The sequence below is a fragment of the Candidatus Omnitrophota bacterium genome (assembly GCA_028712255.1).
In the GTDB taxonomy this organism is placed as follows: domain Bacteria; phylum Omnitrophota; class Gorgyraeia; order Gygaellales; family Profunditerraquicolaceae; genus UBA6249.
Map to the genome: position 1 here is coordinate 47,055 of JAQTQJ010000003.1, position 14,762 is coordinate 61,816.

Sequence of the window (14,762 nt, forward strand, 5' to 3'; positions counted from 1 at the left end):
AAAAATAGAAAGGTCCCTGGATTTTAGATTTTCAACGCAATCTTATGCCAAAACGCTCTTTTAATAGGAAACAGATTTCATTATGTAGTGGGTAAATTTCTTCTTCGGTGAGAGTACGCTCATCTAATCGATAAACGCATGATATGGTCAACCCCGTAAAACCTTCGGGTATTTGCTTGCCTCGATAATAATCTACAACTCTAGCCTGTCGTAATAATGAAGCACCTTTTGCCTCTATTGCCGAAATTAAATCCTTTACAGGCACTTCATTCTTAACCACAAAGCTTATATCTCTGGTAATTGGCGGAAATTTAGCAATATTTGAAAATTTCTTATCTAAGTTTATATGGCTCAATAATTTTTCTAAACTGAGCTCGGCCAAAACAACCTGCCTGTTTTTAATATCGAAGGCCTCCAAAGTTTGCCGTGCCAAATCCAGTATAAAACCTGTTTCCTCTTGGCCAACAATAATATCTATCCTATGGTCATCCTTACGGATAAAATCAAAACCCCTAACTCCAAGCCTGCTAAATAGAGTTTCTAGTATGCCTTTTAAATGCAGGAGAGTTATCTCGTCTTTAACCAATCCCTGCCTGGTCAAGAACGAATTGATTCCGCATAAGGCTATGCCTAAACAAGATTCTTCCCGGGTAGAATTAGCTCCTGCAGAAAAAGTATTGGCTATTTCAAAAACCTTAATACTTTCCTGCTGCTGGTCCAAATTGTAGGCAACACAACGAATAAGGCTGGGCAAAAGCGTTGGGCGCAAAACTTCCTGTTCACAACTTATAGGATTTAGAATTTTAACCAGATTTCTTTCGGTATTGATCCCTGATTTTACAAGTAGATTGCGGTCAACCAAGCTATAAGTAATCACTTCACGCAAACCCAAACCACTTAATATCTTCTTTATACCGCAAGTAATATTATTTTTATCAGAGATATTCTGGCCAAGCCTTATTACAGGAAGGGTTTTAGGAATTTTTTCATAACCATAAACACGAGCAACCTCTTCAATCAAATCTATTTGTAATTTAAGGTCTTGGCGAAAACTGGGAATCTTTACCAACAGGGTATTTTTTGTTTTGGCTCTTACCTGAAGCCCCAGCCCACTTAAAATTTGTTTAATCTTAATAACGGATAAAGTTAACCCTAATACTCTATTTACATAAGCTGCATCCAGCCTAATTATAGGGTTGGTTGATTTTTTTATCCCTATACTCTTATAAACGCAAGGCCTGCCAGAAGCTAATTTTAAAATTAATTCCTGTGCCGCTAAACTTGCAGTTTTGGCGGTTTCAAAATCCACCCCCCTTTCAAACCTGTACGCTGATTCAGATTGTATTGCCAACTTTTGCTTTGCCCGGCGCACAAGTATGGGATCAAATACCGCTGACTCAAGTAAAATATTACGCGTCTTAAAAGTTACCTCGGTTTCTTTACCCCCCATAATCCCGGCAATGGCTATCGGCTTATCTTTATCAGCAATTACTAAGATTTCAGGGTTTAATATTTCTTGCTGCCCATCAATAGTAATAATTTTTTCATCGGTTTTAGCCCTACGCACATTCACCTCTTTTTGGCTTAGGCTATCTAAATCAAAAACGTGTAGGGGCTGGCCTGTTTCAAATAAAATATAATTTGTAATATCCACAACATTATTTACGGGCCGGCAACCAAGGGAAGTTAGTCTTTTCTTGAGCCAATCAGGAGATGGCTCAACCAAAACATCACAAATAACCCTAGCACTATAAAATGAACAGTCTTTTTTATCGCTAACCGAAATTTTTACCGGTAAGCATTCTTTGCTTTTTATTTTTCTCTCTTTTAAATTAACCGTCTTAAATTTTAACCCGCAAATTGCGCCAATTTCACGGGCAACCCCTGTAACACTTAACCAATCTGGCCGGTTTGAGGTTATTTCAATTTCAAAAACAGAATCTCCCCCTATTTCCTCCAGAGAAACTACCTCTAAGCCTGCCATCGTCAGTTTCTCAGCCAGCTCTGCCGGAGGAATTTTTATATCAACAAAATCTTTCAACCAACTATAAGTAACTTTCATAGGTTAGAATTGTTTTAAAAATCTTAAATCATTCTCAAAAAATAATCTAATATCATTTATTCCGTATTTTAACATGGCTATTCTTTCCACTCCCATACCAAAAGCAAAACCTGTATACTTTTTGGGGTTATACCCTACCTGCCCAAAAACATTCGGATGGATCATGCCTGCTCCCAAAACTTCAAGCCACCCCTTTCTACCGCATACAGAGCACCCCTTGCCTTTACAGATAATACAAGAGATATCCACTTCTGCCGAAGGTTCGGTAAAAGGAAAAAAATGCGGACGAAAGCGCATTTTAATATCCTGGCCAAAAACACTCTTGACAAAAAGCTCTAAAATCCCTTTTAAATCGGAGAATTTTATATTTTCATCAACCATAAACCCTTCGATCTGATGGAACATGAAAAGATGGCTGGCATCTACCGCATCTGGCCGGTACACTCTTCCCGGAACAACTATAGCCAATGGCGGCTTATACTCCTTCATTACCCGCACCTGCACTGGAGAAGTATGGCTACGCAGAAGGAGCTTGGAATAATTTTTCAAATAAAAGGTATCAAAAGCATCGCGAGAAGGATGCTCTAGGGGAATATTTAACCCTGTGAAATTGTTATATTCTGTTTCAATTTCCGGGCCTTCAACAACAGAAAAACCCATGCGATTAAATATGGCGCAAATCTCGTCAATAATCTGGGTAATTGGATGGATACCGCCTAGCTCCTGGGCAATCCCAGGCATACCTACGTCTAAACTTTCTTTTTTTGAAACACTGCTGCTACTTTTTATAACATTTTCTCTTTCTTCAATAAAATTCAGGAGTTTATTTTTTAAGGCATTAACTTCTTTACCAAATGCCCCACGCTGCTCAACCGGAAGACCAGGTATTAATCCTGTTAACTCTGCCAGTAATCCCTTCCTGCCCAGGTATTTAATACGCACCTCTTCTAGGGCCTGCACAGAAGTAACTGCGGCTAGATCGCTTTCTATTTGCGCCTGAATAAGTTTAATATCCATATTAAAAATAATACTCCTAATAAAATAAGCCCCAAGCTTACTTTACCAAAGTTTAATTTCTGATTAATAATTTCTCCGCTAGCAACCTTATGCACTGTTTGCGCGTGAATATCCAGGTCTCCGCCATGTTCAAGGCAGGCGCGATGAAATATTCCAGTTATTTCAAGAATATCACCATGAGATTTGTAGTTCCCCGTAAAGTTTATTTCTTTTGTCAAACCAGCATTTATCCAAACACCGACGGCATTATCGCCATCATTTATATTTACCCAGGCAAACTCGCCGCGGCCCATTACATCCCCAATTACTTCACCAGAATATGTAATTACTTGTCCATCATACTGTTTAGCATGCGAAATCAATTCAGCGCTGCTTAAGCTCTGCGGAAAAGCAGCCTGCGGCCAAAAGATTGGAACAAAAAACAAGCTTATTAAAGTTAATTTAAAATTATTCCTCATTTTTTTCCTTTAATCGCCGCCGCTAAAAATCCGATTATCGCAAATACCGACATGAATTCTAAACGGCCTACCCACATCTGTATGATATAGGTAATCTTGAGCGCCGCGGGCATAGCAGCATTGGTTATCCCACAAGATAATCCTACATTGGCTGCTGCCGATGTAGATTCAAAAAGTGACTCTAAAAAAGAATACCCGTAAAACATTCCTATCAACGCTCCTAAACCATACAAAACAATATAAGCCAAAGTAATAGTCAAAGCGCTCCTGACGATCTTATCCTCTAAAAATATCTCTTTTATATGATGAAACTTTTCGATTACAACTGCTTTCTCAGGCATAATAATCTTCTTTATGTCTTCTTTAAGGGCTTTAAAAATAACTCCTAAACGCAACATTTTTATACCGCCGGCAGTAGAGCAGATACAGCCTCCCAAAGCCATAGCACAGATCAAACCAAACAAAGCCAAATTTCCCCATTCAGCAATAAACTGCTGGGCAGAGACCGTCATATAACCGGTGGTGGTATGGGCTGAAATAAGCTGGAAAAGGCCTTTGCGAAACAATGCAATCGCCTGAGGGTATACTCCTAGCTGATGTAAACCAATAGCCACAATAAAAAATGTCAACATAATGCTGATAAAGAATGTCCGGCTTTCAATATTCCTCAGGGTCTCTTTACGATTGCCAATCCATAATTGATAATGAAAATTAAAATTTAGCGAACCAACGATCATGATTACTATAGTTATTATCTCAAAGATTAAGCTGTGATAATAAAGTATATTTTGAGATTGCGGGGCAAAGCCGGCAGTATCAAAACCTGCCATAAAAATACAGGCGCCGTGGAAAAATGAATTTATTGGTTTTAGCCCGATACAAATACCTGTTATACCCAAAGTAATGGTACCGATGATTAAATATATTATACTGATTAACCAAATAAACCTGGCGGTATGTATAACATTTGGGAGCAATCTTTCATCCCGGCCTTCGCCTACATACATTTTAAAAGCACCGCTGGTCCCTTTGAGCAAAAAAGAAAGGGCAATAATAGCGATACCCTGGCCTCCGATAAAGGGCCCCAAATGCCTCCAGAGATTGTGCGCATAAGAGAGATGGTCTAAATCCTGCACCAAAGTCAGCCCCGTCGTAGTAAAACCTGACATGGTCTCAAAACATGCATCCAAGAATGATTTATAATGGCCGCTTAAATATAGCGGTAACGCACTTAAGACCATGGCCGCAATCCAAGATAGGCTTATAACAATCATTCCCTGCATCCAGTTTAGATCTTTATCCGTATGGCATATTTTAGTAAGTAGCAGGCCGATAAGAACGGATATTTCGATAGCAATAATAAAATCCAGTGCTGGGTTTACCTCTTTAAAAAACATCCCGATTAAAATCGGAATAAACATAGTTATGGCAAGGCCTAAAATGATTTTCCCAAGATAAAAACCGATAATCTTTAAATCTTCTAAGCGCGGCCTAAGGATCATAATTTAAAATATATTGCCAAACAAAATAAAAAAGCTGTTAGTATTATAAATAGGGAGTATAAAATTTCTGTAGTTATACCGAATATAGTATTTAAGGTAGGTTTAAATCTCATTATATGTTAGAGTTTTCCGGCTAAAAGGCTCAGCAATTGCGGTTCGTTGCCGATTAAAGTCAAGGCGATAACATCATCTCCAGATTTAAGCATGGTGTCTCCTTTGGGCAGAATCACCTCTTCTCCCCTTACAATGGAAACCAATACCGCATCCTTGGGTAAATTAATATCTTTCAGCTGTTTATTAATCACTGGAGCGTCGCTAGGCAGATCAACGCGTACAATAGCCAGCTTGCCGCGTTTAAAACTCATTAGATTTACAAAATCAGAAAATGAGACCTCTTCTTCAATAATCTTGGCAATTATTTTTGTCGAGTCAACCGGCACATCAATACCTAACTCGCTAAAAGCATACTCATTATCAGGGTTATTTACCCGTCCAACCGTGCGTTGGATACCGAATTTTTCTTTGGCTAATTGGCAAATAACCAGATTATCCTCATCATCTCCGGTTACTGCTGCCACAACATCAGCACGCTGGATTCCTGCTTCTTCCAGCATCCTTGGATCGCATCCATCACCATTAATTACCAACAACTCAAGTTCCTTAGCAATCTCCTCACAAATCTGGCGGTCTTTGTCAATAATACTGACTGTATGTTTTCCCTGACAAAGACGCTTTGCCAAAAAATAACCCACTTTACCTGCGCCAACTATCAAAATGTACATAGTTATTTTCCTTTTAGATGGAACTTTTCCCTGATTTCTTTAAGGCTGGAAACTTTAACTACTCCCATTAAGATATCTTTATCTTTCAGGACAGTTTTAGGCTCAGGTATAATAACCCCCTGCATTCTACGCAGGGCAACCACAATAAAATCTCCCGGAATATTTATATCCTGAATAATCTTTCCAACTAAATCATCTTTGATTTCAATCTCGAGCACTCCTAAATCCTTAGATTCAATTAGATAGCTGGAAAATCTGCTCTCAATAATCTTATCCCTGAGCATAGCCGAAAACAACATTGTCCCGCTAATAATATCTAGGCCAAGGGCTGCGTAAATATGGGCACGCTGCGGGTCATAGATACGTGCAAAAACTTTGGGCACGCGGAAAATCTTTTTAGCAACTTGAGCGCTAATTAAATTGGTGTTATCCCCATTAGCGACTGCGCAGAAAGCATCGGCCTTTTCAATCCCCACCTGCTTAAGGAGGGCCAAATCAAAACCATTGCCAACCATAGTCATCCCATTAAAGGTATCGCCAAGGCGGTTAAAAGATTCCCGCGACTTATCAATCACCACTACATCATGGCCTTCCCCGGATAAAAGCTTTGCTAATTCTGCTCCTACCCTACCACAACCCACAATAATTACATGCATGATCTCTCCAGCTTAAACTTTAAATCTCAAACAAAAGCTTTAAGCCGTAAGCTATAAGCTTAAAACTTAACACTTACAACTTACAGCTAATTTATTCTTTTGATTTTTCAACCAGTTTTTTAAAAGCATGGCTGTCTCTAACTGCTAAATCCGCCAAGATCTTACGGTCCAGGTTAATTTTAGATTTCTTTAACCCACTCATAAATGCGCTGTAGGTAATCCCAACTTCTCTACAAGCTGCATTAATTCGCGCAATCCAAAGAGAACGAATTTCCCGTTTTTTATTCCTGCGGTCCCGGTAAGAATATTTAAGCGCATGCATCAGGACCCTTTTTGCCTGCTGGTATTGCTTACTATGGTCTCCCCAAAAACCTTTCGCTTGTTTTAAAACTTTCTTTTTTCTTTTTCGTGTTGCTACACTGTGTTTAACTTTTGCCATTATTGATCTCCTTACCCACAAGGGTAACACCAGCGCAATTCCAATTAGCGCTGGGTGTAGCTTATTATTAAGGGTACATCCGCGTAAAACCTTTAAACGCCAGGTATTAGAATCTATCCATAAGGTAACATGGATTTAATAAACCTTACTTCTTTTTTTCCGGCAAGCGTCCGGCGCCTCTTGAGGTTCCTGATCTTCTTTGTTTTTTTAGATGAAGCCAGGTGGCTCTTGCCTCCGGGTGAATATTTGACTTTGCCTCTCTTGCTAATTTTAAAGCGTTTAGCTACTCCTCTTTTTGTTTTTAATTTTGGCATTCTTTCTCCTTATTATACCTTATTTTGGGGCAATCACAAAAGACATAATTCTTCCTTCTAGTGACGGCGTTTTCTCCACCACTCCATCGCTCTGTGTCGAATCAATAAATTTATCTAAAACCTTCCTTCCCAAATCCAAATGCTCCATCTGCCTACCGCGGAAGAAAAGATTAACTCTAACTTTATCTTTTTTCTTCAAAAAGCTGATCACTTGTTTAACCTTAGTTTCGAAATCATGTTCATCAATATTGGGTTTGAGCCGGATTTCCTTTAAACGCCCCTGCTTTTGGTGCTTTTTTGATTCACGTTCTTTTTTCTCAAGGTCATATTTAAATTTACTAAACTCAATAATCCGGCAGACCGGCGGATTAGCCGCTGGAGCAACCTCTACCAAATCCAACTCGTGTTGATTGGCAATCTCCAACGCCCTCTGCACAGACATTACTCCTAGCTGGCCCCCATCATGCCCAATAACCCTAATCTGCGGTGAACTAATTCTGTCGTTAATCCTAATAAACCTTTTTATAGCAGCCTCTCTTTCTATTTATGTTCCTGAATCCGGTTAATTAATTCCTCAATAAATTTATCTATTGCCACCACGCCCTGCTGGCCGCTTCCTTTTTTACGCACGCTTACCTGTTCCTGTTTTGCTTCACGCTCTCCTATAATTAAAGAATAAGGAGTTTTATTTAGCTCGGCTTCGCGGATTTTTTTATCCAGAGTTTCATTACGTGTATCTATCTCCACGCGTATATTATTACTTTCCAACTTATTCTTTACTGTCTGAGCATAAGGAATAACTGTTTCTTTAATCGGAATTAACAAAACTTGGACTGGACTAAGCCATAAAGGCAACTCTCCCTTGTAATGTTCAATCAGGGCCCCGATAAAACGCTCTAAGCTGCCCAACAGCACACGGTGCAGCATAATCGGCTGTTTTTCTTTTCCATCGGCATCAACATAGGCCAAATCAAATCTTTTAGGAAGAGCAAAATCACATTGGATAGTCGCGCACTGCCAAGTTCTCTTAAGCGCATCTTTTAATTTAATATCAATCTTCGGTCCGTAAAATGCACCATCTCCTTGATTAATCTCATAAGATATCCCTCTTTCTTTTAGGGCATCCTCTAGCGCATCTGTGGCCTTTTTCCAGTCATCATCTGAACCGATATATTTTTCCGGACGTGTACTTAACTCTACTCCCCACTGATCAAAACCAAAAACCTTCATTGTGTGAAAAACAAAATCAATGATGTTCTTTATTTCATCTCTGAGCTGCTCAGGCAAACAAAAAATATGCGCATCATCCTGAGTAAATCCGCGCACACGTAATAACCCGTGCAAGACACCAGCTTTTTCCCGGCGATAAACCGTACCTAGCTCAAAGAATCGTATGGGCAAATCTTTATAACTTCTAGTTTTTGATTTATAAATCAAGATATGCCCCGGGCAATTCATCGGTTTTAAAACAAATTCCCCGCCACACTTCTCGGCGGGCCCGCCAATGTTTTTGGCGGGCTTGCTATCCTCCATGTTGAGGATATACATATTCTCTTTGTAATATTCGTAGTGCCCGCTGGTCTTCCAAAGCGCAACATCCATAATGTGCGGAGTAATTACGATTTGATAACCACGTTTTAAATGTTCTTTCTTTTCATAATCTTCAATGATTGTGCGCAAAAGCGCCCCCTTAGGATGATAAAATACTAATCCGGCCCCTGCCTGCTCATGGTAAATATCAAAGAATCCTAATTGAGGGCCTAATTTTCTATGGTCACGTAATTTTGCTTCCTCTAAATTTTTTAAATACTCATCCAGCTCTTTTTGAGAATTAAAACATGTCCCATAAATTCTCTGAAGCATAGGATTAGTTTCAATCCCATGCCAATAGGCACCGGCAACCGATAGTAATTTGAAAACCTTAATCTGGCCGGTAGATTCTATATGTGGGCCGCGGCATAAATCAAGAAAAGAGGTACCAGTTTTATAAATAGAAACTTTTTCCTGCGCTAAATCCTGAATAAGCGAAACCTTATAATCCTCTTTTAATTTTTTAAATAACTCAATTGCTTGGGCCTTATCTAATTCTTCATGCAAGAATGGCTCATTTTTGGCAATAATCTGGCGCATCTTCTTTTCAATCGCCAACAAATCCTCGTCGCTAAATGGTTCTTTTTTGTCAAAATCATAGTAAAAGCCGTCCTCAATAGAAGGGCCTATGCCTAATTTAACTTCCGGCCATAATTGTTTTACAGCTTCAGCCATAATGTGCGAACAGGAATGTCTTAGTGTATTTAAGTCCATTTGTCTTTATTTAAGGTGAAATATATCCACGCGCATATCGTCGGAAATTTTGGGCGCAGGCGAAGCAGAGCCGAATTCAATATGAAACTTCGCTGTTTTATCTTGCGCCCCTAGTAATTTGAGAGTTCCGGTCTGCTCTAAGCCACCGGTAACAAAGCTTACCCCTTCTTCAATAGCCAATTTTTGTTCCGCTTCGTAGTCTTCAGTGGTAATCAAAACTTCTGCGCTATTTGCAGACAAAGATAAAAGCTTAATTTGAATAGTTCCTATTTCTCCTTCTATTATATTTACACCCTGTCCTAATTCCAGATCAAAACTTCCTTGCTTGCCTCGAAATGAAAAATTGGGCTGCTCAAATTCCGTATATTTATAGAGCGTAGTAATCTTGATTGCTTCCCGCTGGCCTAAGTCTTCGTATACATCTTTAGGAGCAGACTTTAAATATCTTCCGAAATAAAGGTTTGATAAAATATATGGCCCGTTCATTTTGTCTTTGAAAATTTTGTACCCATCAAAGTGAAGAGTAACGATGTTTACGCCTTTTTTTAAATCAAGATTATATTTATTATATACTTGATAAGGATGGCCTTCTTTAGACTTAAGGTCAGTTTCGCTTATCAAGAATCCTCTTATAAGATATTGATTGCCATCCACAGGCACATTCAATTCTACATCAATGTCTAGCTCATCCGCCTTGCCATCAGCATCTGAATCAACTTTATAATCCTTAAAGGAGCCGGTAAATACTTCAGCGGCCTCTAAGCGTGTAACCGCGGTCATAAGTGATATTATAAAGATTAGGTAGCTTACTTTCATTTTTATTGGTGGGCCCAGGAGGATTTGAACCCCCGGCCTTTTCCATGTCAAGGAAACGCTCTAACCAACTGAGCTATGAGCCCGTCACTGCGCTGTTGCTTATTCTAAGCTTTTCGAAATATCTATGCTACTTTTGTATCTATTACTCCTGCCGCATTCTAATGACGCTTCGTTCCTTAGGAGGGGGCAAGCCCCCCTCCTAACGCTTATAGTCTAATACAATGAGACGCTGGTCTCCCCCAACCGCGGGGAAATTCTTTCCCCGCACCCCTTGAGGTTTTTAACAGCATTTATTTTTACCACTAACGATATCCGCCAAAGGCGGATAGCTGTTAAAAACCTTCAGCTCTTATTCCTTACCAAAAAACTAAGACTTCTTTCATCTATGGAAGTCCTTTTACCCCACAAATCTTTCCTCATCGCACTTACTACTTTTATGTATGACGAATAATCTGGATTACTAATAAAATTCGCCATTTTCTTAATAACATCATCACTAGCGAATAAAATACTATTCAGCAATTCTGCTTCAACCTCATTCTTAAAATCTTGTATATTTTTTAAATCAGGTCTAAATTCTGACGCGTGACGCAATCCATTTTCCGGATCCAGAATTGTTAACATCTGGATAATTATAGATAAATATCTTTTACTTTTTAATTCATGTTCTTGTTCTTTTAGCTGCTTTTTCCGCTCGAATAGTGATTGAAAATATGCTCCCGATATTCCCGCTAATAAAGCAACTATAATCTGTGATAAGTTTGACATTTCATTAATTATAGACTATAGATCTATACTATAAATTAAACTGGACAGGAAGAAGCCGAATTCTTTCTACCCTTTAATAAATGCCGGGGGAGGGAATCGAACCCTCATATCCTTACGGACGGCGGATTTTAAGTCCGCATCGTATACCAATTTCGACACCCCGGCAAAATCATTTTAATTAAGAATCGTTTTGCTTTTGCTCCAACCGTAATCTGAACCCAAACATTCATTAGCCAATTTTATTTTTCTTTCTAACCCAAAACAACCTTTATAATAACAGCATTCAGCAATTTTTCTAGCGGCCATTTTACCATATTTTAATACCCGGGTATTAGCTGCATTCTTATGTCTTTTACCGCAAACTTTTAATAATCGCTCTACTTTATTATCCAGCCAAGCCATAAACTCTGCAGAGCCAGAATAAATCCTTAAACTCCATTGTTCTCTCTTATTAGTCGGATGTATCCAATGACGAATACAACCATCGCCATCAATAACACCTCTTAAAAAATCAGGAAAATATTGCCTTGGTATTTTTATCGCACCCAGCGTCAATGATTTTTTTGGCGTAAGCCCGACAGATAACAAAAATTCATAAAAACTTATATTCGCAATTTGCAAATGGTAAGATTGATTAATCCTACCTTTATTTTTCACGCCTATCTTATTCACTAAACTAAAACCCGATTTAATCTTCTCTAAAAACTCTGCGTCTTTTGAGGTTATATCAATATGTCTGCCATCTCTTGATAAACAGCCATCACTGGTAATCAAACCAACTAAATACCAAAGATTTGCTCCTTCAATTTTTAATTCTTTTCTGTGTGCTAGCATCTTTCAAAAAAGTTTTAAGGCGACGAGCGGATTCGAACCGCTGAATAGTTCTTTTGCAGAGAACTGCCTTACCACTTGGCTACGTCGCCAAAAACTATAATATATTTTTTACCTGCCTTACGATTTCTTCAGTCTCTGCTAAACAACCTATCCCCACTGCTCCACATGCAAGCAGGCCTCTAGTCGGAGCAATAAATTTATAGCCACAGGATTTTAATTTTGCGATATTGCTTTGAGTAATTTTATTTTTATACATATTCTCATTCATTGCCGGTGCGATTAAAACTTTTGACTTGGTTGCACAAACCGTGCAGGTTAAAAGATCGTCACAAATACCACAGGCAAGTTTTGCAATGATATTGGCGGTTGCCGGGGCAATTAAAATTAAATCCGCTTTTCCTGCCAAAGAGATATGTTCAATCTCCCAGGTTTCCTGCTCTTCGAAAATTCCCCCCCGATAAACGCGGTTGCCGCTTAAGCTCTGGAAAACAATCGGCTTAATTAATTCTTCTGCCTCTTTAGTCATCACCACGCAAACATTAAATCCGCTTTTTCTAAGCAGGCGTACTAAATCACAAGCCTTATAAATAGCAATACTGGCAGTTACGCCTAAAATAATATTCTTTGCAGCTTTGGCCATATTACTCTTTTTCCTTTGTTTTCCTGGCTTCGATCCTGCCAGCTGCGATTTCATGTAAAGCTACAGTAGAAGGCTTTACAGAAGCATCATCTGCAACTAATTTTGGCTGGCCTTCGGCAATCTCCAAAGCCCTTTTGGATGCCAAAATTACCAATTTATAAATTGACCCCATACTCTTATCTAAAAGTTTTTCCCTTCCCTCATAACCCATTTTTACCCCCTAAAAGTAAATGTTAAATGCGAATTTCTTGTAAAAATATATCTTTTAATTCTTCGAGTGCAATTTCTAAGTTTTGATTCAAAATACAATAATCGAATCGGCGCGCAGCTAATAATTCTTTAGCCGCCAGACGTATACGCCAAGCTACTTCTTTTTTATTAGTCTTACTGCAACGGCTTTGGATCCTAGCTTTAAGCACATCAAGCGAAGGAGGCAAAACAAAAACCCTTACCGTATTCTTAGGATATAATTTCTTAAGAATCGCGGCGCCCTTAAGATCTAAACATAAACCAATATTCTTACCAACGTTAATCTGGCTTTCTAATGGCCCCCTAGGCGTTCCGTAATAATAGCCCAAATACCTGGTCCATTCAAGAATTTTTTTTGCCCTTAACAGCTGCCGAAACTGATCTTGGGTAACAAAAAAATAGTCCTTACCCTCCTTTTCCCTAGAACGCTTGGGACGGGTGGTAACTGAACATGATTTTACAAGCAGCTTAGCGATTTTTCTGTCTTTGATTAAACAGCTCAGAAGGGTGGTTTTGCCTGAACCCGAAGGCCCGCAGATAATAAAAATTTTCCCCGGTTTATTTTTTATTTTTTCGGCTTTCACTACTCGATATTTTGCACCTGTTCGCGAATCTTCTCAATCTGGCTTTTCATCTGCACGGCACGTCCAGAAATTACCAAATCAAATGACTTTGCCGCCAAAGTATTAGCCTCCCTCTGCATCTCTTGTGTAATAAAATCCAATTCCTTGCCAACAGAACCGCCACTTGCAATTTTATGCTGGAAATTCTTAATATGGAAATGCAAACGGTCTATCTCTTCAGCAATATCGGCGCCTTTTTGAAAAGCCAGGCGTTCTTCAGGCGTTTGAATTTTCTTAATCCTATTCTTTATCGCCACTGTAAAACGCTGTTTGACAAAAAGCACATCTTTATTAAGCAATTCACTTCTACTCTTTAATAAACTTGCCAAGGCTGCCCCTTCTTTCTGACGGGCCTTCAATAAATTCATAAGTGCCTGCAAAAAAACGGGTTTAAGCTTATCCCAAATATGGCTTCCTGTAGGCCGGCTTTCTTTAAGCGATAAAATTCCGGGTAGGCGAATTAATGAATCAAGGGTTAAACCATCCTTGATTTTAAACTCCTTCTTTATGCCATTTAGCTCATGTAAATAATTTTTAAGTAGCTTGCGGTTTACAAATATACCATGGATAACCTGGTCTTTTATGTTTATAGCGCAATAAACCCTTCCCCGCCTGATTTGACTTTCGATTTCTTTCTTTAGTTTGTCCTCTAAAGAAATTAAGCCTTCCGGTAAATTAAAAACGGATTCTAAAAATTTATGGTTGGTGCACCTTAATTCCACACTGATTCTTCCGATAACATCAATCTCTATTTCATGACTACCAAAGCCAGTCATGCTGCTGATTATTTTTTTCATGCCCAAACCTTCCTCTCAACTTCTTTTTGTATTACATCTTTTACAGGATAAAGGTCAACAATAATCTCATCTGGATCAAACCAAAGCTTAATCTCCCTTTGTGCTTCAGAATCATTTGATGAAACATGGATTACATTTTCATATATTCCGCTGGTCGTAATTCTCCCATAAGAGCCACGGATAGATGTTGATTCCGCCTCCTCCGGATTGGTAGCGCCGGCCAAATCCCGGCATTTTTTTATTGCATCAATCCCCCAATAAACTAGAGCCATAACTTTTTTGCGGTCATGGAACTCCCCTTGCAGATATTGAATAATCTCGCCAAAAAAAGGCTTATCTTTTAAATGCTGATAATGCTCTTGCGCTAAAGCCTTTGATACACGCACCATTTTTGCAGCAACAATTTCAAGTTTTGTCTCGGATAAACGCGTAAGAATATTACCGGTCAAAGATTTTTTCAACCCATCGGGCTTAATTAATATTAAGACTGCTTGTTCCATT

Annotated in this window: 18 protein-coding genes and 3 tRNA genes; all 21 read right to left on the minus strand. The window is 38.9% G+C overall.

From position 1 onward, the window contains the following. Positions 1-31: 31 nt before the first annotated feature. The 21 genes from pheT to PHC29_02450 all read right to left on the minus strand — a co-directional run bounded on the left by pheT (position 32) and on the right by PHC29_02450 (position 14,761). A complete protein-coding gene (pheT, locus tag PHC29_02350; GenBank protein MDD5108340.1) occupies positions 32-2,062 on the minus strand; it encodes a phenylalanine--tRNA ligase subunit beta in 2,031 nt (676 codons plus the stop codon). Between the two features lie 3 nt (positions 2,063-2,065). Continuing rightward, positions 2,066-3,079 (minus strand): phenylalanine--tRNA ligase subunit alpha, encoded by a 1,014-nt coding sequence (gene pheS, locus PHC29_02355; protein ID MDD5108341.1) that lies wholly within the window; start codon positions 3,077-3,079, stop codon positions 2,066-2,068. Continuing rightward, entirely contained in the window at positions 3,049-3,537 is a 489-nt protein-coding gene (locus tag PHC29_02360) for a DNA-binding protein (GenBank protein ID MDD5108342.1), read from the minus strand. The genes pheS and PHC29_02360 overlap by 31 nt, the downstream gene beginning before the upstream one ends. Beyond that, complete coding sequence (locus PHC29_02365; protein ID MDD5108343.1) at positions 3,534-5,039, minus strand: TrkH family potassium uptake protein; 1,506 nt, start codon at positions 5,037-5,039, stop codon at positions 3,534-3,536. Before PHC29_02365 ends, PHC29_02360 begins: the two co-directional genes overlap by 4 nt. 119 nt (positions 5,040-5,158) lie before the next feature. Beyond that, on the minus strand, positions 5,159-5,821 hold the full coding sequence (locus PHC29_02370) for an NAD-binding protein (protein MDD5108344.1): 663 nt from the start codon (positions 5,819-5,821) through the stop codon (positions 5,159-5,161). A gap of 2 nt (positions 5,822-5,823) precedes the next feature. Next, entirely contained in the window at positions 5,824-6,477 is a 654-nt protein-coding gene (locus PHC29_02375) for a TrkA family potassium uptake protein (GenBank protein ID MDD5108345.1), read from the minus strand. 91 nt (positions 6,478-6,568) lie between these two features. Then, positions 6,569-6,916, minus strand: coding sequence for a 50S ribosomal protein L20 (rplT, locus tag PHC29_02380; GenBank protein MDD5108346.1), 348 nt, complete (start codon positions 6,914-6,916; stop codon positions 6,569-6,571). A gap of 113 nt (positions 6,917-7,029) precedes the next feature. After that, the gene (gene rpmI, locus PHC29_02385; GenBank protein ID MDD5108347.1) at positions 7,030-7,230 is read right to left on the minus strand and encodes a 50S ribosomal protein L35; all 201 of its coding nucleotides are present in this window, start codon (positions 7,228-7,230) and stop codon (positions 7,030-7,032) included. A gap of 19 nt (positions 7,231-7,249) precedes the next feature. Then, positions 7,250-7,744 (minus strand): translation initiation factor IF-3, encoded by a 495-nt coding sequence (gene infC, locus PHC29_02390; protein ID MDD5108348.1) that lies wholly within the window; start codon positions 7,742-7,744, stop codon positions 7,250-7,252. A gap of 26 nt (positions 7,745-7,770) precedes the next feature. Next, the gene (gene thrS / locus PHC29_02395; protein MDD5108349.1) at positions 7,771-9,534 is read right to left on the minus strand and encodes a threonine--tRNA ligase; all 1,764 of its coding nucleotides are present in this window, start codon (positions 9,532-9,534) and stop codon (positions 7,771-7,773) included. A gap of 6 nt (positions 9,535-9,540) precedes the next feature. Beyond that, positions 9,541-10,350 (minus strand): hypothetical protein, encoded by an 810-nt coding sequence (locus PHC29_02400; GenBank protein ID MDD5108350.1) that lies wholly within the window; start codon positions 10,348-10,350, stop codon positions 9,541-9,543. A 6-nt stretch (positions 10,351-10,356) separates the two neighbouring features. Continuing rightward, a tRNA-Val gene (locus PHC29_02405) sits at positions 10,357-10,433 on the minus strand. A 259-nt stretch (positions 10,434-10,692) separates the two neighbouring features. Continuing rightward, complete coding sequence (locus tag PHC29_02410; GenBank protein MDD5108351.1) at positions 10,693-11,118, minus strand: hypothetical protein; 426 nt, start codon at positions 11,116-11,118, stop codon at positions 10,693-10,695. 81 nt (positions 11,119-11,199) lie between these two features. Next, positions 11,200-11,283: transfer RNA gene (locus PHC29_02415), tRNA-Leu, on the minus strand. 9 nt (positions 11,284-11,292) lie between these two features. Continuing rightward, a complete protein-coding gene (locus PHC29_02420) occupies positions 11,293-11,952 on the minus strand; it encodes an LAGLIDADG family homing endonuclease (protein ID MDD5108352.1) in 660 nt (219 codons plus the stop codon). Positions 11,953-11,969: 17 nt separating this feature from the next. Then, positions 11,970-12,041 (minus strand) — tRNA-Cys (locus PHC29_02425). A gap of 5 nt (positions 12,042-12,046) precedes the next feature. Then, on the minus strand, positions 12,047-12,592 hold the full coding sequence (locus tag PHC29_02430) for a flavoprotein (protein MDD5108353.1): 546 nt from the start codon (positions 12,590-12,592) through the stop codon (positions 12,047-12,049). A gap of 1 nt (position 12,593) precedes the next feature. Continuing rightward, positions 12,594-12,803 carry a DNA-directed RNA polymerase subunit omega gene (gene rpoZ, locus PHC29_02435; GenBank protein MDD5108354.1) on the minus strand — a complete coding sequence of 70 codons (210 nt, stop codon included), beginning with the start codon at positions 12,801-12,803 and terminating at the stop codon, positions 12,594-12,596. Positions 12,804-12,825: 22 nt separating this feature from the next. After that, positions 12,826-13,425 carry a guanylate kinase gene (gmk, locus tag PHC29_02440; GenBank protein MDD5108355.1) on the minus strand — a complete coding sequence of 200 codons (600 nt, stop codon included), beginning with the start codon at positions 13,423-13,425 and terminating at the stop codon, positions 12,826-12,828. After that, positions 13,425-14,261 carry a YicC family protein gene (locus PHC29_02445; protein ID MDD5108356.1) on the minus strand — a complete coding sequence of 279 codons (837 nt, stop codon included), beginning with the start codon at positions 14,259-14,261 and terminating at the stop codon, positions 13,425-13,427. Before PHC29_02445 ends, gmk begins: the two co-directional genes overlap by 1 nt. After that, positions 14,258-14,761 (minus strand): nucleoside-diphosphate kinase, encoded by a 504-nt coding sequence (locus PHC29_02450; protein ID MDD5108357.1) that lies wholly within the window; start codon positions 14,759-14,761, stop codon positions 14,258-14,260. Before PHC29_02450 ends, PHC29_02445 begins: the two co-directional genes overlap by 4 nt. Position 14,762: the final 1 nt, after the last annotated feature.

Excerpts from the sequence above, each read along its gene's own strand:
- PHC29_02445 (MDD5108356.1), bottom strand. The coding sequence starts at position 14,261 with ATGAAAAAAATAATCAGCAGCATGACTGGCTTTGGTAGTCATGAAATA.
- PHC29_02365 (MDD5108343.1), bottom strand. The coding sequence starts at position 5,039 with ATGATCCTTAGGCCGCGCTTAGAAGATTTAAAGATTATCGGTTTTTAT.
- PHC29_02410 (MDD5108351.1), bottom strand. The coding sequence starts at position 11,118 with ATGTCAAACTTATCACAGATTATAGTTGCTTTATTAGCGGGAATATCG.
- PHC29_02430 (MDD5108353.1), bottom strand. The coding sequence starts at position 12,592 with ATGGCCAAAGCTGCAAAGAATATTATTTTAGGCGTAACTGCCAGTATT.
- pheS (MDD5108341.1), bottom strand. The coding sequence starts at position 3,079 with ATGGATATTAAACTTATTCAGGCGCAAATAGAAAGCGATCTAGCCGCA.
- PHC29_02360 (MDD5108342.1), bottom strand. The coding sequence starts at position 3,537 with ATGAGGAATAATTTTAAATTAACTTTAATAAGCTTGTTTTTTGTTCCA.
- rpmI (MDD5108347.1), bottom strand. The coding sequence starts at position 7,230 with ATGCCAAAATTAAAAACAAAAAGAGGAGTAGCTAAACGCTTTAAAATT.
- PHC29_02420 (MDD5108352.1), bottom strand. The coding sequence starts at position 11,952 with ATGCTAGCACACAGAAAAGAATTAAAAATTGAAGGAGCAAATCTTTGG.
- PHC29_02400 (MDD5108350.1), bottom strand. The coding sequence starts at position 10,350 with ATGAAAGTAAGCTACCTAATCTTTATAATATCACTTATGACCGCGGTT.
- pheT (MDD5108340.1), bottom strand. The coding sequence starts at position 2,062 with ATGAAAGTTACTTATAGTTGGTTGAAAGATTTTGTTGATATAAAAATT.
- rpoZ (MDD5108354.1), bottom strand. The coding sequence starts at position 12,803 with ATGGGTTATGAGGGAAGGGAAAAACTTTTAGATAAGAGTATGGGGTCA.
- PHC29_02375 (MDD5108345.1), bottom strand. The coding sequence starts at position 6,477 with ATGCATGTAATTATTGTGGGTTGTGGTAGGGTAGGAGCAGAATTAGCA.
- rplT (MDD5108346.1), bottom strand. The coding sequence starts at position 6,916 with ATGGCAAAAGTTAAACACAGTGTAGCAACACGAAAAAGAAAAAAGAAA.
- thrS (MDD5108349.1), bottom strand. The coding sequence starts at position 9,534 with ATGGACTTAAATACACTAAGACATTCCTGTTCGCACATTATGGCTGAA.
- PHC29_02450 (MDD5108357.1), bottom strand. The coding sequence starts at position 14,761 with ATGGAACAAGCAGTCTTAATATTAATTAAGCCCGATGGGTTGAAAAAA.
- PHC29_02370 (MDD5108344.1), bottom strand. The coding sequence starts at position 5,821 with ATGTACATTTTGATAGTTGGCGCAGGTAAAGTGGGTTATTTTTTGGCA.